The organism is Peptoniphilus lacrimalis DSM 7455, from assembly GCF_000378725.1.
Classification (GTDB): Bacteria; Bacillota; Clostridia; order Tissierellales; family Peptoniphilaceae; genus Peptoniphilus_A; species Peptoniphilus_A lacrimalis.
The window spans coordinates 1-19,395 of record NZ_KB900370.1 but is presented as its reverse complement, the minus strand read 5'-3'; the positions used below and the strand labels follow the sequence as shown (position 1 = coordinate 19,395).

Annotated in this window: 16 protein-coding genes; 5 read left to right on the top strand and 11 right to left on the bottom strand. The window is 27.3% G+C overall.

Features of this window, described 5'->3' with window-relative positions; all coding sequences use genetic code 11:
* Nucleotides 1–9: 9 nt before the first annotated feature.
* From F594_RS0104040 to F594_RS0104025, 4 genes are all read right to left on the bottom strand, one after another.
* Nucleotides 10–2,907 (bottom strand): insulinase family protein, encoded by a 2,898-nt coding sequence (locus F594_RS0104040; protein ID WP_019034631.1) that lies wholly within the window; start codon nucleotides 2,905–2,907, stop codon nucleotides 10–12.
* 78 nt (nucleotides 2,908–2,985) lie between these two features.
* A complete protein-coding gene (locus F594_RS0104035) occupies nucleotides 2,986–3,981 on the bottom strand; it encodes an ATP-binding cassette domain-containing protein (RefSeq protein WP_026302301.1) in 996 nt (331 codons plus the stop codon).
* A complete protein-coding gene (locus F594_RS0104030) occupies nucleotides 3,962–4,645 on the bottom strand; it encodes a GTP-binding protein (protein WP_009345348.1) in 684 nt (227 codons plus the stop codon). Before F594_RS0104030 ends, F594_RS0104035 begins: the two co-directional genes overlap by 20 nt.
* A 14-nt stretch (nucleotides 4,646–4,659) precedes the next feature.
* Nucleotides 4,660–5,808 carry an ABC transporter substrate-binding protein gene (locus tag F594_RS0104025; protein WP_019034629.1) on the bottom strand — a complete coding sequence of 383 codons (1,149 nt, stop codon included), beginning with the start codon at nucleotides 5,806–5,808 and terminating at the stop codon, nucleotides 4,660–4,662.
* A 143-nt stretch (nucleotides 5,809–5,951) separates the two neighbouring features.
* Here F594_RS0104025 and F594_RS0104020 point away from each other — a divergent pair, with 143 nt between their 5' ends.
* Nucleotides 5,952–7,400 carry an MBOAT family O-acyltransferase gene (locus F594_RS0104020; RefSeq protein ID WP_019034628.1) on the top strand — a complete coding sequence of 483 codons (1,449 nt, stop codon included), beginning with the start codon at nucleotides 5,952–5,954 and terminating at the stop codon, nucleotides 7,398–7,400.
* Nucleotides 7,401–7,412: 12 nt separating this feature from the next.
* The gene (locus F594_RS0104015) at nucleotides 7,413–8,435 is read left to right on the top strand and encodes a hypothetical protein (protein WP_019034627.1); all 1,023 of its coding nucleotides are present in this window, start codon (nucleotides 7,413–7,415) and stop codon (nucleotides 8,433–8,435) included.
* Between the two features lie 25 nt (nucleotides 8,436–8,460).
* On the opposite strand, the gene F594_RS0104010 is transcribed toward F594_RS0104015, so the two are convergent.
* From F594_RS0104010 to F594_RS0103995, 4 genes are read right to left on the bottom strand one after another with little or no spacing between them, the layout of a single operon-like run.
* Nucleotides 8,461–8,997 carry a 5-formyltetrahydrofolate cyclo-ligase gene (locus F594_RS0104010; protein ID WP_004823882.1) on the bottom strand — a complete coding sequence of 179 codons (537 nt, stop codon included), beginning with the start codon at nucleotides 8,995–8,997 and terminating at the stop codon, nucleotides 8,461–8,463.
* Nucleotides 8,990–9,838, bottom strand: a complete 849-nt coding sequence (locus tag F594_RS0104005; RefSeq protein ID WP_233428277.1) for a bifunctional 5,10-methylenetetrahydrofolate dehydrogenase/5,10-methenyltetrahydrofolate cyclohydrolase — start codon at nucleotides 9,836–9,838, stop codon at nucleotides 8,990–8,992. Before F594_RS0104005 ends, F594_RS0104010 begins: the two co-directional genes overlap by 8 nt.
* Entirely contained in the window at nucleotides 9,816–12,392 is a 2,577-nt protein-coding gene (locus F594_RS0104000; protein WP_019034625.1) for a PD-(D/E)XK nuclease family protein, read from the bottom strand. The genes F594_RS0104005 and F594_RS0104000 overlap by 23 nt, the downstream gene beginning before the upstream one ends.
* Complete coding sequence (locus F594_RS0103995; protein ID WP_019034624.1) at nucleotides 12,389–13,339, bottom strand: RluA family pseudouridine synthase; 951 nt, start codon at nucleotides 13,337–13,339, stop codon at nucleotides 12,389–12,391. Before F594_RS0103995 ends, F594_RS0104000 begins: the two co-directional genes overlap by 4 nt.
* Before the next feature lie 68 nt (nucleotides 13,340–13,407).
* On the opposite strand from F594_RS0103995, the gene F594_RS0103990 reads away from it, so the two are divergent.
* On the top strand, nucleotides 13,408–14,085 hold the full coding sequence (locus tag F594_RS0103990) for an endolytic transglycosylase MltG (protein WP_019034623.1): 678 nt from the start codon (nucleotides 13,408–13,410) through the stop codon (nucleotides 14,083–14,085).
* 141 nt (nucleotides 14,086–14,226) lie between these two features.
* Nucleotides 14,227–15,126, top strand: coding sequence for a YihY/virulence factor BrkB family protein (locus F594_RS0103985; protein WP_019034622.1), 900 nt, complete (start codon nucleotides 14,227–14,229; stop codon nucleotides 15,124–15,126).
* A 6-nt stretch (nucleotides 15,127–15,132) separates the two neighbouring features.
* Here F594_RS0103985 and F594_RS0103980 read toward each other — a convergent pair whose 3' ends face one another.
* The 3 genes from F594_RS0103980 to F594_RS0103970 form a co-directional block, all read right to left on the bottom strand.
* Nucleotides 15,133–15,732, bottom strand: a complete 600-nt coding sequence (locus F594_RS0103980; protein ID WP_009344825.1) for a ComF family protein — start codon at nucleotides 15,730–15,732, stop codon at nucleotides 15,133–15,135.
* The gene (gene recD2, locus F594_RS0103975) at nucleotides 15,716–17,899 is read right to left on the bottom strand and encodes an SF1B family DNA helicase RecD2 (protein ID WP_019034621.1); all 2,184 of its coding nucleotides are present in this window, start codon (nucleotides 17,897–17,899) and stop codon (nucleotides 15,716–15,718) included. The genes F594_RS0103980 and recD2 overlap by 17 nt, the downstream gene beginning before the upstream one ends.
* 96 nt (nucleotides 17,900–17,995) lie before the next feature.
* Nucleotides 17,996–18,778: a DUF6612 family protein gene (locus F594_RS0103970; protein ID WP_019034620.1), complete on the bottom strand. Its 783-nt coding sequence runs from the start codon at nucleotides 18,776–18,778 to the stop codon at nucleotides 17,996–17,998.
* 199 nt (nucleotides 18,779–18,977) lie between these two features.
* Here F594_RS0103970 and F594_RS0103965 point away from each other — a divergent pair.
* Nucleotides 18,978–19,395, top strand: a 418-nt coding sequence (locus tag F594_RS0103965; RefSeq protein ID WP_019034619.1) for a helix-turn-helix domain-containing protein, incomplete at its 3' end; no start/stop codon positions are given.

The following is a 19,395-nucleotide window of genomic DNA, read 5'->3' as shown; positions in this document are numbered from 1 at the left end:
TTAATAGTATTAATTATTTTTATTGAGTGGAATTATTTCTTTAAAATATTTTGAATTTTCTCTCAATTTTTCTTCATTTCCTATGGCACCTATATAATTTTCATTTAAGGCTTTTTCTATTATATCTGCATAGGATTTTAATTTTTCCATATTTGTCTTTAAGGCTTCTTCCTTATTTTCTATGACTTTTTCGTCAAAAACTTTTGTCAAGTATTTCGACAAATTTAGTTCATCAATTACTGATAAGCTAAGAAGTGGATCAAAGGAGTTCATACTGCCAATTATATAATTTTTCAAATCATCCTGTGATAAATCCAAATTTCTTATATAATTTGGAATTTCATTATAGACTTTGATGGTATTTTCTACATTAGGATCCCTGTAGGAGTAAGTTAAGAAATCTCCATTTCTTGAGAATACCGCTCCATCTCCATAGGCTCCACCTTTTGCCCTTATCTCTGTATGCAGATAAGATGAAGATAAAATATTTGCAAGAACAACCTTATCTCCTGTATATTTTTCGCCTAAATCTTTTAAATTATATCCCTTGGATATGAAATTAACATTTGATGAAAGGTATATCCCTTGATTTTTATTGTTCTTAATGAAACTGTATTTAGCTTTTTTGAATTCTTGCCTATTTAAATTATTTATATATTTTTCAAGAGCCTTCTTGTTATTATCCAAATCTTCGTCCTTACCAACAGAAGATATTATCAAATCCTTGGAGTTAAAGATTTTTTTATAAAGCTTTATTAACTTGTCTTTAAGTTTTGAAAACTCACTTTCAAAATCACTTAAAAGTTCTGACAAATATTTATAAGCATCAAGTCCTGAAACTTTATTGTTATAAGAACCCATTGGTGAGTAATAAGATTTTACAAGTCCCATAACCACTTGTGAACCTGACATTAATAAGCCTGATTCTATTTGTGATTTTGAGCTTAAAAGAATTTCCTTAATTCGTTTTTTATCATCAAATTTTGTATTTTTAATTATTTCAATAATTAAGTCTATTGCTTGATGGAAATTTTCCTCTAAGACTTTAAATTTTACATTTAGCCTAGGCTTGAATTCTTCTTTTTCTTCTTCTTTATAAGTTGAACATCCAAAAGAAATTCCACCACTAGCTATATAAATTTCATTATCTAGCTCTTGATAAGAATATTTTTTTGTATCAAGGCTTGCTATTAAAGCTAACAGTATTGGAAGATTTTTAATTTCATCATCATTAAGAAAATCAATATTGTGAGAAATAGTTGTATATACAATATTATTTGTAGCCTGATCAGATCTTAAATATAAAGCATCTGAAATTTTATCTTCTGTGCAATTATACTCACTAATACCATGTGAGATATCACTTAGTTCAAGCATAGGTATTGTTTTTTTGTCTTCTTCAGAATCATCTTCTAATTGATACTTAAATAAGTTTTCTGCATTTTCTTTTATTTTATCAATTTTTTCAGGGCTTAAACTTTCTTTAAATTCCCTCAATTTTTCTTTTAATTCATTTTCTTCTTTAAGATTTTTATCTAGTTCTTGAATGCATGATAAAATTACAGAATAATTATTGTTTAATATTTTTTCTTTTATATATTCTTCGACAAAACCCTTATCTGCTGAGGTCTTTATCTCTTCTATTATGTCATTAAATTCAAGTGATTCTAATGGGCTTCTATCATAAAGCCAAGAATTTAAGGCTCTTATATAATATATTATTGCCTTTTGAGTTCCTCCACCTTCTCTGTAATTAAATTCGAAACGAGATAAGGTTGCTTGCAGTAGTTTTTTATCGATGCCTTTTTCAACTATATCTTTTAAAGTATCTTCTACAATTTTTTTAAATTCATTAATTTTCTTGCCATCAGTATTTTTAAGAACCACTCCAAGATCTAAAGTTTTGGAACTAGATGTTTCGGCATAAACATCTTGTCCTAAATTTGCATCTAATAATGCTCTTTTTAAGGGTGCTCCTTCGGCATCAATCAGAAGTTCTGAAAGAAAATTTCTCATAAAGAAATCTTTTTTATTTAAGGCAAGTCCTAAGCACCAACCGTATAGCAAAAAGTCTTTATTATCTGCTAACTCCTCTTTAGATGCTGAATAAGTTATTTCAACATACTTTTGTTTTTCTAGGGGTTCGTTTAAGATTATTTCTGAGTCTATCTCTTCTTTTCTAAAATTATTTAAATATTCTTCATGTATATATTGAAGTTTTTCTTCCATATCCATATTTCCATATAGATAAATGTAAGAATTAGAAGGATGATAGTATCTTTTATGAAAATCTAAAAATTCTTCATACGATAAAGTGGGAATTAACTTTGGATTTCCACCAGAATCTACTCCATAAGATGAGCCTTCATGGAGGTTAAAAATGAATTCATCTCCTACAATATTTTCAGCTTGTGAATAAACTCCTTTCATTTCATTATAAACTACACCATTATATATTAATTCGCCTGTATTCTTATCTATTTCATAGTGCCATCCTTCTTGCATGAAAATTTTTTCTTCTTCATATATTCTAGGATAAAAAACAGCATCTAAATAAACATCCATAAGATTTTGAAAATCTTTTTCGTTTCTTGAAGATACAGGATAAATTGTCTTGTCGGGAAAAGTCATTGCATTTAAGAAAGTTTGCATAGAGGATTTTATTAAATCCATGAAAGGCTCCTTAGTCCTATATTTTCTTGAACCTGACAACACACAGTGTTCTACAATATGAGCCGCGCCATTTCCAAATTTTGGTGGAGTTCTAAAGCCTATAGCAAATGCCTTATTATTATCATCATTTTTTAGGGTTAAAACTCTTGCTCCAGTTTTTATATGTTCATAGACTAAACATTCGGAAGCCACTTCATCTATATATTTTTTTTCCAATAATTTATAATTTTCCATAATACCTCCTTTTCCTATTATAACCTAAAGTTAATATATATAAAATAAATTTAATAAAGACTTGAAAAATCCAAGTCTTTAACCATTAATCTTTTGTCCATTTCTTAAATTGTTTCTTAATGTTTCTAAATATTCATCTATACCTTCTAATTTGTTAAGAATTTTTCTTTCATTTTCAGATGTTTCAATTATTTTATATATACCACCATTTTTTATAACAATTCTTTTATCAGCCATAAGGGCAAGGGTAGGGTCATGGGTGGAGATAATTACAATTTTATCTTGCGACATTAAAAGCTCAACGGCTTTTTTTCTGTCAATTCCTGCATTTTCTATTTCATCAATTAAAACTATTGGAGATTTTGAGAGATTAGCAGTATCAGAAATCATAAGGGCTCTTGATTGACCACCGGAAAGCTCGGTTATATTAGTATCTAAAGAAAATTTTTCTCCTGCCAAATTATTGGCATCTTCTATTATTTTTTTTATTTTTTCTTTAGGGTCAATTAATCTCGATTTTGAATGAAGTTCTATAAATTCTCTTACAGTTAAATCCATTACAAAATTCATATTTTGTGAAAGTTCAGCGACAATTTTATCCTGAGTTGAAAATCTCATAGTTGAATCTGGTTTTTGACCATTAACTAATATTTTCCTTCCTGTTGGAGTATCTCCCTGAGCAAGCCAATCTATATCAGAAAGAAGTCTTGATTTGCCGGCTCCTGTTGGCCCAACTATTGAAAAAACATCAGATTTTTTTAATATTAATTCTTTAAAATTTTCCTCATTTCCATCCTTATCCCTACCTGGAAGTATAGTTATTGATTGTATTTGATTATCTGACAAAAACTCCATCATAGAATCAATAAAACTTTTTAAGCCATCTTTTAAAGCTTTTCTATCTGTTGCAAGTTCTTCTAATTTTTCATCAGATATGTTTTTAAGAAAATAATCAAAATCCTCAGATTCTTTTCCTCCTATATTTAATTTATTATTTTCAAAATAAGCTTGTGCAAAAGGATATTTTTCTAAAATTTCACTTATCTTCATATTTTCACCTGATTTTCTTAACATTTCCCAATTGATATTTTTCACCAACTCTAGTTTCTCCCAAACAATATGAGCACAGAGCAGTTGGCATGGGATATCTCAAAATTAAATTTTCTTGTTCTTTAAGGTCTTTTGATTTTTCTTTTAAAATCATAGATAATTCAAGGCTTCCTTGCCCAGAAAGACCATTTATATTCATAACTATTGCCCTTGGATTAACAGCTAAAACTCTTGATGAAAAAACCTCTCTTTCCCCTTGAGAAACTATATCTCCCTTTGTGATAACAACAATGTCAGCATTTCTAAGCATAGGACCAATTTTCATAGGTGTATTTACTCCAGACAAATTATCAATCACACATATTCCCAAAATATCTTTTAAATATGGTGAACATCTATTGCATAAACCTGCAGATTCAGTTATTAAAATATCAAGAGAATTTTCTTTAGCCCAATTTAAAATTTCTTCAATATTAGAAACAAAAAAATGATCAGGGCATAAGGCTCCGGATAAGCCTTTTTTTACCAATATTCCTGCGTTTTTGTATAGTATGTCATCATCAGTATATAAGCAATCAAACTTTACTACTCCAACTTTTATACCGTCTTTTTTTAAATTTTTAATTGTATTAATTATTACAGAACTTTTACCAGAAGATGGAGGTCCTGAAAAAGTAATAAATCTCATTATTTCTCCTTTACTTATAAATCAAAATATTGTGAAATTTGACTTTTTAATTTTTCTCTTTTATTATTTAACATTTCCCATCCTGCCCATAAAAACTTTTGGTCTTCAGATAAATTGTTGTCAATTCCTACTACTGTAGATGGGAATTTTCCGTTGAAAGAAAATATTTGTCCAACTTTTTTAGAAGTAAAATAATCAATTGCATCCTTTACATTTTTTAGGCTTTCTTTTTTTGCAGTCATAAATATTGGTGAAATTACTGCCCCTTCTTTTGGCCATACAAGTTTAAGAGAATCTGATGAAATCATGGTTGCAAAAAAGTATGGACAAATACTTATGCAAGCAGCATTGTTCCTATCTGCCTTTACCATTTGGGCTGGGTGAAGCTTTGAAAAAAATCCGTCCTTTAATTTTTTTACACCGTCAAGACCAAATTTAGCATATATTGTAATTAAAATTGCATTATACATATCAAGGTCTGCTACAGGAATAGTTATAGAATTTTCAAATTCTCCACTCAACAAATCCTCCCAAGAATTTGGCATCTTCCTTGAACCTAAAAGTTCTTTGTTGACAATAAAAACAGCTGGCACGATTCCTAAAATATGAAAAATTCCTTCAGGGTCTTTTAAATCTACCCCTCTTTTTATAAAATCATCATTTATTGGTATATTGCAATCTGTATAAGACTTTTTAACCTCTTCATAAATTTTGTCATCTAAAATTAATTCAAATCCAGCTGTTGTGATTAAGTCTGGAAGTTTCTTTTTATTTTTGAACTTATCAAATACAAAATCCATACCAAGGTTTGCTGATCTCAAATCAAAATCTATATCTATATCCTTGCCAGTAGAAAAGTCTTTTAAAGATTCCATTAGGGGAACTCTTATAGGACAAGGTACAGCTCCTTCTATCGTGTATTTTGAATCTTTATTTTCAAAATTTTCATTTTCAATCACTTTAGATGAAAAACTTTTGTATTCTTCTTGAAAAATCTCTGCATCTATATTTTTTAATTTTAAGGCATCTTTTAACTTTATCATTTTTGCCATAGTATTAAACATTGTGTCACTAGACAAATTATTAAATCCTTTAGAGATTAGAAAATCTCTCAAATCTTTATTTTGCGTGCATAATTTATATACTGTTTGATTAATATCCATAAAACTCATCCCTTTTTATTATTTCTAATATCATATTAACAATAATTATCAATTATTTCTGTTGTTAATACAACTTTTTTTAAAAATTTTTTATAATCTTTTATAATTAATAATTTCTGCTATAATAATTGAATGGAGGTTTTATGCTATTTAATTCTTTAACTTACTTGTTATTTTTGCCCTCAGTAGTAATTATTTTTTTCTTACTACCTAGAAAAGCTAAAAAAATATTTTTATTGCTAGCCTCTTTATTTTTCTATTCATGTTGGAATGTAAAATATACTTTTCTGATGGTTTTTTCCATTGTTATAACCTATCTTACAGGAATATATTTGGATAAACATATTGACGACGAAAGAAAAAAGAAGAAAGCTGTTTTTATTTGTTTTGCAATAAATTTAGGCATATTATTTTTCTTTAAATATTTTAATTTTGCACTTAATTCTTTGAATGATATACTTGCAATTTTTCATATACACTCAGTAGGAAGATACTTAAATTTTCTATTGCCTGTGGGGATTTCTTTTTATACCTTTCAAGCTCTTGGTTACACCATTGATGTATATAGAAAAGATATAAAAGCCGAGAAAAATTTTATAAATTATGCTCTTTTTGTATCTTTTTTCCCTCAATTAGTAGCAGGACCTATTGAAAGATCAACTAACTTGCTCCCACAAATCAAGAAAAATAGGAAATTTTCTTATGACAATATGGTAATTGGCTTGATATTTATAACTTATGGTTATTTTTTAAAACTTGTAATAGCTGATAGGGCTGCCATAGTGGTAAATGGTGTTTTTAATTCAATTGAAAGTTATTCTTCTCTTGTCCTTTTCTTTGCAGCATTTTTGTTCACTATTCAGATATACTGTGATTTTTATTCATACTCAATTATAGCCAAGGGTTCAGCAAAAATTTTGGGTGTTGATTTAATGGATAATTTTAAGGAGCCTTTTTTTTCAAAATCTATAGTTGAATTTTGGAGTAGATGGCACATTTCATTGTCCTCGTGGTTTAAAGATTATCTTTATATACCCTTGGGAGGCAACCGCAAAGGAAAATTCAGAAAGTATATAAATTTGTTAATAGTTTTCACAGCAAGTGGACTTTGGCATGGTGCAGAATTGTCTTTTATTGTTTGGGGATTTATAAATGGTCTTTTAATAATCTTTGAAAACATAACGGGGATTCATAAGAAAAAAACTGGTATGTTATTAAACACTTTAAGAATAATTGCTACATATTTAGCTTTTATATTTACTACAATATTTTTTAGAGCGTCTACAACAATGGATGCAATTTTATTTATAAAAAATATTTTCACCTTTGACTTTTCTAAATATGATTTTAACAGTAGTTTAATTGCGCTTAAATTTTCTAATAATGAATTACTCGTTCTTGTGATAAGTATTTTAATCTTATTATTAGTAGATTTTCTTAAATATAAGGGAATAAAACCGATAAATACGCTTAAGAATATTTATCTTCCAATCAGATGGATTATTTACTTGTTCTTTATTTTTGGAATTTTAATTTTTGGAATTTATGGACCAGGATTTTCAGAATCTCAGTTTATATATTTTCAGTTTTAAGGAAATGGTTGTATGAAAAAATTAAAAAAAATCTTATTATCATTAATATTTATTGGTCTAGTCCTTTTGGGAATGTATAAAGTTGACGAAATTTTTATGAGAAAATCTCTGTCAAAACCTTGGGATATGGGCAATAAAATTGGTGGATATTTTAATGAAAAAGATGATTTTCAAATGTTTTTTTTGGGAACAAGCCATACTTATTGCTCCTTCAATCCTCTTATGATTTATAATGACACTGGTATTAAATCTTATGTATTTGCATCCCAACAACAACCCTTTAAGGCAACTTATTATTATTTAAAAGAGGTTTTAAAAAGAGATAAACCTAAAATTATTTTCGTAGATATACAAGCGCTGATTTTTTTTATTAAAGAAGACGATGCGATTATACATTCATATCTTGACTATCTGCCTATGAGTATGAATAAATTAATGATGATTTTAAAAATAGTGCCTAATAAATATAAGGCTCAAAACCTTTTACCATTAATCAAATATCATTCCAGATGGGATGAATTAAAAAAAGAAGATTTTAATATCACAAGAAAAGATTATAAGGACTATTTAAAAGGATATGTGCTTTTAAAAAATTCAAGTCAAGCCTTCAAAGACAATAAAAATATTAATGCTGAGATTTTAAAACATATTGAACTAGCCATGGATGATGAGTATGTAAAAACTAACTTGAAATATTTAAATAAAATGATTCATGAGTGCCAAAAAAATAATGTAAATCTTATTTTTGTAAAAACTCCCATAAGCGATGACAAATGTTTCAAAAATAATATAAATTTTTGGGAGAAAAAATTTGAAGAATTATCTGTCGATTTTGTGGACTTTAATGAATATAAAAGTCAAATGAATCTTACAGATGATGACTTCTATGATTTTTATCACCTAAACAGCAAGGGAGCAGAAAAATTCAACAAGCTCTTTATAAATTATATGTTTAAAAATGGATTTTATACTGATACTTCATCTCTAGATAAGAACTGGCTAAAGAATTTAAAAACTTATAATATTAATAAATAGTAAATCCCCTTTTAAAGTGGATTTTTTAGTATTCTATAATTCCTTTTTCTGTAACTAAATAATCTAACTTTTGGTCAAATTCCTCTTTTGGAATTTTATCTGTCAATTGGTCATAAAAAGCAAGTCCCACTTTTTTTGTCCTATATTTAGCAAAAAATCTGTCATAATACCCTCCTCCATATCCGAGCCTGTATCCATCTTTTGAAAAAGCAAGACCTGGTGTAAGGGTAATATCTACATTATAAAACTCATCATCATTTTCAGGTTCTAAAATTCCTAAAGGACTTCTTTTTAAATTATCAAGACTATAAATTTTTATGACTTTCATATCCTTTCCCTGAACTTTTGGAACTGTTACAATTTTTTTATCCTCCAATGCTCTTTTTATAATTTCAAAAGTTTCAACCTCACTTCTAAAACTTATAAAGGTAAAAATTGACCTCGCATTTTTGTATAAATCAGATTCAAATAAATTTTCTCCTATCTGATGAGAAAGCAGATCTCTTTTTTTAATATTATCTCTTATGTTTTTAAATTCTTTTCTCAGTTCTTTTTTATTCATGAATTAAGGACTCCAATAGAAGTAAATTTGTCAAACTTCCTACCCCACCAGGTACTGGTGTATAAGCTTGTACAAAATCATTAACATCTTCTTGAGCAATATCTCCGCAAAGTTTGCCATTTTCATCTATACCAATTGATAAATCAATAATTATTGATTTTTCTGTAAAGAAACTTCTGTCAAGAGATTTCATTTTTCCCATAGCCGTAAAGACGTAATCTGATTTTTTTATTAATTCCTTTATATTTTCTGTTTTAGAATGAGCAATTGTAACTGTTGCATTTCTATTTAATAAGAGCATGGCAAGAGGTTTACCTACAACTTGCGACCTATTTATAATTAAGGCTCTTTTAGCTAAGTTGTATCCATAATCTTCCATCAACATAACGGCTGCCTTAGGTGAAAGCGGAATAAATCCATTCACATCTCCATCATAAATTTTAGCTTTGTTGATGGGATTTATACAATCTAAGTCTTTTTGTGGAGAAATTGCAAGGGCAACTTCTTTTTCATCAATATGTTTAGGTAGGGGTCTAAAAATCAAAATCCCCTTAACTTTTTTATCCTCATTTAATTTTTCAATTAAAGAAATTAATTGGCTCGTTTTTGTTTGCACTTCAAGCTTATATATATCTACAGGTATGGATAATTCTTTTGAAGTTTTTGTAAGTCCTTTTTCATAAGATAAATCTTCAGGTCTTTGTCCTAATCTTATAATGGCTAAAACCGGCTTTTCATTTAAGTTTTCTATTTTTTCTAATAATTTTTCTTTTAATCTTTTTCTTAAATCTTTAGATGTTAAAATTTTTGTCATATTTTTAATTCCCTTTCTTTTTTTCATCCTCATTATAGAAAACTCCATCACACATGTCCTTATATAATTCAATTATCTTATTGGTGGCATTATCTAGAAACTCATTAATTTCATCATCACTTTTGTAAAAGCGTCCCTTGTCATATTTATCAATATATTTTTCATTTACAAAAATTGGCACATTTTTAAAATTTTTAATTATTTTATAATAAAAACCAGCAATTTTCTTGTCCTTATTTTTTCTTGCCAATGCGTAAATTACACTTTGAAAGGACTTGTTATTGAACACATCGGCAGCCGTTCTTGTTGACGAACTAGATGATTTATAATCTATAAGTATCTCTTCATCATCTTTTGCATCAATCCTATCAATGGAACCTACGAGATTAATTGGTCCAATATCAAAAGAAAATCTCTGTTCAAATAGTTTAGGCATAAAATCTTTGTTTATCCTATTTGTATCTGTATCTGCCCTTACTATATCTAAAAGATATGAGAAATCTTTAATAAATTTAAACTTGTCGGAAAAACTCAAATCTTCTACTTTTGAACACTTTGGAAAAGTTTCTTTCATAATTAAATTTTTTAAATAATCTTCATCATATACTTTTCTATTTTTAAAATAGTTTTCTAATATTTTATGATAGATAGACCCATCTTTAAGATAGTCGACTTCCTTGAAAGAGTCCTCATATTCTTCGATTTTAAAAACTCTTTCTATCAAAAAATCTCTGCCACTTTTTACATATGAATCAAAATCTGTGGCTGAAAAAGACCTATTTTCTAAAATTCTCTTTAATTGACATATATTTGTGGAATCTAATTTAAAATCATCTTCTCTATTTATGTTTTCGTAAGCATTGAGAGCTGAACTTATATAATTATCTTCATAAGTTGAGATTTCTATATTTCCCCTTGTTTTTATCAGGTTTAAAGAATTAGATATTTCATCATTTTTAATCAAAAAAATAGATTTTTTGTCATTACAAAGCCTGTAAATAAGTTCTATAAGTTCTATCTGATTATAATCTTTTACAAGTCCAATTCTTTTTAAGTCTTCCATGTTATCATCGTTATAGATAAAATTTTTCTTATAAAGATTTTTATTCTTATCATAAGATAAATAAATGCCTATTTCATTATTGCTGTAATAAATTTTATCTAGACTTGCTGTTTTTATACCCTCATAATTTCTCAAAGATTTTAGACTTATAGAATCTAAATATGTGAACAAAATCTCTCTAAATTCTTTAAAGGATATTTTGTCATACATATCTTTAAAACTATCTGCTATATTAATGAATTTATCTATCTGGTCAAGGGATAAATTACCTACCCTATAAATCTCTGCATCTTTTAAATTTTCAAAATCCCTATCTAAAATCTCTCTAATTTTATCTTCTAAATTTTTTAGGAAATTTATGTAATAATCTAAATCATTATAGGGATCTATTTTTTCTGTCTTTATTTGGTCGACAAAATCTAAAAAATCTCCAATATGATTTTTGTCTATAAATAAATTATCCTTAAACTTCTCATCAAAATCCTCAATTCTAGAAAAATTATTCATATATAAAATCTGTAAGATTTTATCAACATCTTGGCTTATAGGTATATAGTGAAGTTGTGTCCTTAGCATTATATTATCCCTATTTTTTTTGTCCAAAAAGTTGAAATATACTTTAATTTGGTCGCCAATAAAATCAAAAATTTTCCTATCCAAATCAAAAGAAAGTTCTTCTAAATCTTGGCAAGCATATAAAAGTTCTCCCATAGATTTATCATTTAAAATTATTGAAAGATTTTTTATGGAGCTTTCATTTATAGATTTTTTTATATAAGAAAAAACCATATTATTATAAAAGTTTTGCCCTTTGATAATCTCTATATTTTTCCCCTTTAAATAAGAATCAAGCTCTTTTGCATCATCACATTCAATTTCAAAGCCCATCTTTTTAAAAATTTCAAGATTTTTTTCTATTAAATTAAATTCTTTAAGGTTAAAGGGCAGATGAATGTAAACATCAGAATTTTCGCTTATATCTTCAATTAATTTTAAATGCCAATATCTAAAGTCTACAAAACCATCAACTATTAAAGTTTTTATTTTTAATTGGCAGATAGATTTTCTGTAAGCCTTATAAAGGGTCATATTTTTCTTAGCAAAAAATGATTCATATTCTTCTATTACCTCATAAAGCGATTTTATAAAAGTATCTTTAAAAGTTAAAAGGCTTGAAAAATCTATTCCCTCAACAAATATATCATTAAAAAAGTCATAAATATTCTTAGAAAAATCATGAAAATATTCTTCTTTAGGAAAATATTTCCTTAAAATTTTCTTTAAGACATAAAAACTATATAAAGGATTAGGATTTGTTGGAGGAGCAGTTTGAAAAAATAAAGCATCAAAGGTCATAAATTTAATGTTTTTTAAAAATCCCTTATCATGAATATAATTTACTCTCTTATCTATTAAGCTGTCTTCAGTTGGTAAAATATAAAACAATCCTTCATCATCAAAATCATCTAAATTGATTTTGCTATCCAAGGATTTTAAAAGCACTTTTTTTACAGTCATAAAATCTCATCCACTCTTACATTAAATATTTCTTCAATCAATTGGCTAAGTTTCTTGGGAGGCATCATTTTAAATTCCCTATTGTTTAGATATGAAAGCTCTCCATCCAAGTTAAATTTTATAAGATAATTATGAAGGGCTTGAGAATTAAATTCTTTATCCTTACCTTTGCCATATTTTCTATCACCTAAAATATACAGTCCCTTTTCTTTTAGTGATGCTCTTATTTGGTGAGTTCTTCCAGTTATTAATTTTACTTTTAAAAGGGAATATTCTCCATTTGAAATTAAAGGGAAAAATTTTGTCAGAGAATCCTTGCCAACGCATGATTTTCTCATAATATTTTTATCAGTTTTTTCCAATTTGATATTAATTTCAAAAGGCTTTTGAACTTTACCTTTAACAATTGTCAGATAAAATTTATCTACTAATCTTTCTTTAATAGCCTTGTTAATTTCTCTCAAAGTTTCAGCATTTTTTGCACCAAGTAAAATTCCTGATGTATTCCTATCGAGTCTGTTACATATGCTGGGTCTGAAAGTATTCTCTTCCCTAGGCGAGTACTCTTCTTTAAAAATTAAATAGTCAATAAATCTATCAACCATATTGTCCTGATAAAAATTTTTATCATTATGGGTTAGCATATTTAAGGGTTTTTTCATCAGACAAATATTATCGTCTTCATATAAAATTTGTGGAAATTTTTGAGAATTTCTGGCTAACTTATCTTTTTTATATTTTTCAATAGTTTCATCAGAAATAAATAAAGAAATTTCCTGACCTTCCTTTATTAAGTCCTCAGGACTGGCTTTTTTACCATCAACTTTTATATTCTTTTTTCTCAAATTTTTATAAATAAAAGAAAGAGGTGCCTTTTCAAAATATTTTTTTAAAAATCTATCTAACCTTTGGTCGCTATCATTAGAACCTATAATAACTTTTCTCATCTTCACCAAACCCTTTAAATCTGTTATAATACATTATAACAAATGCATAAATAGAAAAGAGGTTAAATGTGAAAAATTTCAATAAAATTTCTATGACTTTTATGAAAATACTACAAGTTGTTTTCATAATATTTATTATATTAGCTCTTGCTTTTATCATAAAATGGAGAATTGACCATATATATTTAAATGCTAACACTAAAGGCAAAGCTCATTTCACTATTAGTGCAGAAATAAAAAAGACTACTATGGAAATTGAAAAACTTTTGGGAAAAAATGAAGAAAGTTACCAAGTTCCTGTTGTAGAAGAAGTCCAAGAAGAAAAAAACTCTCTACAAATTACAGTACCTGAAGGTTCTGATGTAGAAAGTCTTGGCAAAATTCTTTTGGAAAATAATTTAATTAAAGACATTAATGCCTATAAACTGCTTATGGAAAGAATGGGTCTTGATAAAGCTATAGTCCCAGGAACTTACGATATTAAAAACGGTATGAAAGTTAAAGAAATTTTAGCTCTAATCTGTGGTAGACAGATAAAAGAATTTGAATTTTCTTTGGCACAAGGTGTTAATGCAGATGATGTCGGACGTGCTTTAAAAAATATAGGCTTGATACAATCAGTTGATGCTTTTAAAACAGAGTGTAAGAATTTAGGTGTAAATTCCTTTAAAGCTGGTGATTATAAAATAGAGGCACCTTTAAAAGTTAAGTATATTATTGATGAAATTAAATCCGATGAAATTTAACATCGGATTTTTTTCTAATTTTAAAACTTTTTATATGTAGCTAAGACCTAATTGTCTTAAAATTTGTAAAAAAAAAATAACTGAGCATTTTTAATAATATTCATGCTATAAATTATAGCCTTAGTATAAGTGGGTGATTAAATGGATAAATTTCTTAAAAAATACAAAAATAACAAAACTCTTAATTTTTTTGATAAGCTATTATACAGACTAAAAGAAAATGATATTACCTCTTACGGTGCAGGTCTTGCATTTTTCTTAATACTATCTATATTTCCCTTTCTTATCGCTTTAATTAATATAGTAAATTTTCTTGATATTATAAATGTAGATAATATTTTAAACTTGATGCAATATTTTCCAAATAGTGTCAAAGATATTGTTAAAAATTTTTTTATTGAACTTAATGTAACCTCATCTACTGAACTACTTTCTATTTCAGTATTGGCAGGTTTATTTTCTGCATCTTCAGCCATAAATAAGCTGATTAAATTTATAAATAATTCTTATGGTTTTGAAGACAACAGAAACTTTTTTTTTAATAGAGTCTTAGCAATAATTTTTACCCTTCTCTTTATTTTTATGATTCTTTTGTTGATAGTATCACAAGTTTTTGGAAAAATAATCTTCTATAAATTTATATCAATCTTTCATATTGATTCTAAAATAATATATTTTTTATGGATAATAGCAAATAGTCTTATACCTTTAATTTATTTATTTCTTACATTTTCAGCCGTATATAGATTTGCTCCCTGCCCACCAAAAAATGATAAGATAAAATATAAAACAGTTATCCCAGGTTCATTGTTTTCAACATTTGCAGTTATAATTGCAACAGTTATCTTCGCCTTTTATGTGAATAACTTCGGTAAATATTCAATAACTTACGGCTCTCTAGGTGGTATCATTGTATTTTTAATTTGGCTATTTTTGTTAAGCACCCTAATTTTAATAGGTGCTGAAATAAATATAGTTTTATATTCTATAAAAAAAGGAAATCACGAAGAAAATAGAAAAGATACAATTATTTATAAGTAATTAATTTCATTGAGTAGCTGCAATTAAAGCTAGGGTTTTTATACCTTCTTTTGATGTTAATTTTACAAGTTCTCTTATAGTTGAACCTGTTGTAATTACATCATCTACAATAATTATATCTGATGAATAATTTTTTATTACAAAAGCATCTTTAATATTTTTTTGTCTGTCATTTTTATCAAGCCCAACTTGTTCTTTTGTAGACCTGATTTTTTCAAAGGACTCTATCAAATTTAAATCTAAATTTTTTGCAATATATTGGGCTAGAATTTTTGATTGGTTAAAACCTCTTATGCTTTTTTTCTTTTTTGTCATAGGAACATAAGTAATATTTGAAAATTCTGACAAATAAGAAGTCTTTAAAAGTTTTTCAATCATCAAATCTCCAATAATTTGGTCTAAAAAAAGCTCACCATTAAACTTAAATTTTTTTATCAACTCCTTACCTATCCCGCTATATTGAAAGCTTACAAGTACATCTCTTAAACCATCAATCTTATAGGAATGGTAGGGGTCAAATTCTAAATTATCTAGACAATTTTTGCACAGATTAAATTTTTCTAATTTTTCTCCACAAATTGGACATCTTTTAAATAACTTTTTCATTAGCTTCAATTAATTTATTTTTTAAGTTTGAATATCTTATTCTAGTTTTGTTATTTTCAATCATTTTCATAAGATATTCATATTTTCCTACTAAAACCACAAGTTTTGAGGCTCTAGTAATAGCAGTATAGATTAAATTTCTTGTCAAAAGCATGGGAGGAGCCCAAAAAAGAGGAATAACCACTACAGGAAATTCGCTGCCTTGGGATTTATGAATTGTCATAGCATAAGACAGCTCAAGCTGGTCTAAATCTTCTGGCAAATATTTAACTTTTTTTGCATCATCAAAAGTAACTTCAAGAATTTTTTCCTCAACATCTATTGATGAAATATAACCCAAATCTCCATTAAAAACTCCTTTAGTAGTTTCCTTATAAAAATCATTTTCTATAATAGCTTCCAAATCATAGTTATTTTTCATTTGAATAACCCTGTCATATAGCTTGAAAGTTTTTCCAAAAACCTCTATTTTTTCTTGGGACTTATTTAAAAGTTCCTGTAAAACCTTGTTCAAATTAAAAGTTCCAAGAAGTCCCTTTTTCATAGGGCTTAAAACCTGAATATCAGAAGAATCAATCCCGTAATATTCGCCTAATCTTTTTGAAAGCAAATCTTTAATAATTTCAAGACCCTTATTTTCTCCTTGCTCACTTATAAGAAAAAAATCATTATTATTTAAAATTGGACGCTCTCCCTTATTAATAAGATGGGCGTTTTTTATTATCATTGACTCTTCCTTTTGACGAAAAATTTCAACTAAATTTACCTGACTAAATAATTTTGAATCAATAATATCCCTTAACACATTTCCTGCCCCAACAGATGGAAGCTGGTCAGGGTCACCCACTAAAATAAGTCTGACTCCCTTTTCCAAACTTCTTAAAAGAGTTTCCATAAGCATAATATCAACCATACTCATCTCATCAACTATTAAAACATCACATTCTAAATCTATAGGATCATAATAAATATCTTTAGAATCAGTAAAATTAATCTCCAAAAGTTTATGAAGAGTTAAGGCATCATGACCAGTAGATTCCTTCATCCTTTTTGCAGCCCTTCCCGTTGGTGCAGCAAGTTTTATTTTTTTGCCCATAAATTCATAAACATCTATAAGAGCTTTTAAGGCAGTAGTTTTTCCCGTACCAGGTCCGCCAGTTATAAGAAAAACTCCATGATCAAGAGATTTTTTTATCGCCTGTCTTTGCCCCTGGGCAAGTTTAATATTTCTTGTTTCCTCAATTTCTTCAATTTTTTTATTTACATCTAAATCTTCGTGGAAAGTAATATTAATTTCGTTTAATTTTCCTGCAATATAATTTTCAGCCCTTAAATATGGAGCATAATAACATAGGTAGTCATCCCCAACCTTATCAACATAAAAATCTTTTGAAAAAGAAAGTCCCCTTAGAGAATTTTCTAAGTCATCAATAGAAATTTCCAAAAGTTTATTGGCATTTTTTACTAAAATATCAAGAGGAAGATAAGTATGACCATTTAAATTTGCCCTTGATAGAACATATTTTAAACCTTGGATAATTCTTTCTTCTGAATCTTTTTTTATACCAAAAGATAAGGCTATTTGATCAGCCTTTTTAAAACCTATGCCACCTATATCTTCAATTAAAACATAGGGATTTTCTTTTATAAGGTCAATGGATTTATCACCATACTCCTTATAGATTTTAAGAGCTAAGTTGGGAGAAATATTGTAGGAAGAAAAATAAAGCAAAATCTTTCTTGCATTTAAGTTTTTTTCCAGAGCTTCATATATTTTTTTATATTTTTTTCTTCCGATTCCTTCAATACTCAAAAGTCTTTGGGGATTTTTTTCTAAAATTTCGAGGGTATTTTCACCAAACTCATCAACAATTTTTCTTGCCACCTTTTCCCCTACAAAAGGAATCATTCCGTTAGAAAGATATTTAATAAGTGCCTCTTTAGAGTTTGGCAAGATTTCCTCAATAGAATTAAAAGCAAACTGCTGACCAAATTTTTTATGATATGTAAAATCACCCTTTAATTTATAAGATCTGTCCTCAAAAATTTCAAAACATGAACCTACCACAACTATAGATTCATCATCAGACAAAAATTTAGCAACAGTATAACCATTCTCATCATTTCTAAAAATTATTTTTTCTACAATTCCATCAATGTTAATCATTAAATCCCCTCATTTTAATTGTATCAATTTTTTACTGATAAAAAAAGAAGCTCAAGTTTTTTCTCAAGCTCCTTTTATGAATTGCTTATTTAAATTTTAAAATAAATTTGTAATTTCTATAGGGATTTCTATCTTTTCAAGCTTATTTACCTTATCATAAGCTCCCCTTTGTCTAATTATTGTATGTTCATTATTATCCTTATTTAAAAATTCCCCTTGCAATTCAAATGAATTAGGATAAAAATTATCTTTTCTAAATACAAATTTACCTTTTAAGGATGTTAGTTCACCAAAAAAAGACTTATCTTCATCATTAGGAAAAATAATTTTTCTTATTTCTTTAATATTTGAAGAATTAGAATCAAGTTCAGCTATATAAAAACTCTTGTCTTCTGTTAGCTTAATGTATTTGCCCAGTTTATTTAATATAATTTTTGAGCTTATTAAAGTCTTTCCTGTAAAATAAGTTTTATTTTCTTTGCCATCAGATAATTTTTTGTCAGTAGAAAGTTTAGTCCATTTGCCCTTATTATCCCTATTAAATATTACATTTCCTATAATAAACTCTTCATTTTGACTTTTATTATCTCCTTCATCATTTTCCCATTTGATATGGGAAATTTTTTCGTCCTTTATAGTTTCAAAAAGTCCCATTGACTTAGTTTTTTCTTTTTTATCAGGAGAATCCACCTGCCATAGGCTCTCCGTCTTTAAAGTGTAAGATTTTAAATCTTCATCATCTATAAATGAAGAAATAACTTTATTTTTATCTTCCGGTATTTTCCCTGTTTTTTCTGTCTTGTCCGAGTTTTTTGAGCATGCCAATAAAAAAATCATTGTTAATACTAAAGTAATTAAAAATTTTTTGCTTTCTTTCATAAATTCTCAACTCCTCAAATATAATATTTATTATATATATTTTGTACCCTAAAATAAAACCATTCAATATATTTTAACCATAGTAGTTAATTAAATATATTTAAAAAAGAAAACTTTACTTTGAAAATAAAAAAACCTAGATATGAACTGACCCCCAAAAGTTGGACTTAAAAACCAACATAAGGAGGTCAGTTTTTTAATGGCAAAATACAAAACAGAATTTAAGAATAAAGTAGTAAAAGAATATTTAGAAGGAAATATAGGCTACAAAGGATTAGCAAAAAAATACTCTATCCTAGATCATTCGACTGTTAGAAGATGGGTTAATATTTATGAATCTCAAGGTTACGATGGACTAAAAGTATCAAGAAAAAATAGTAGTTACTCTTTAGACTTAAAACTAAATGTAGTAGACTTGTATCTAACAGGAGAAATGTCCTATCAAAGCCTAGCAAATGAATTTAAAATCAATAATCCATCAATGATATCTAGATGGGTTAAAGAATTTAGAGAAAAAGGCATAGAAGGACTGAAACCAAAAAAGAGAGTAAGACCTTCAAATATGCCAAATACAGATAAAAATAAAGATCTAAAAAATAAAACTAATAAAACAAAAA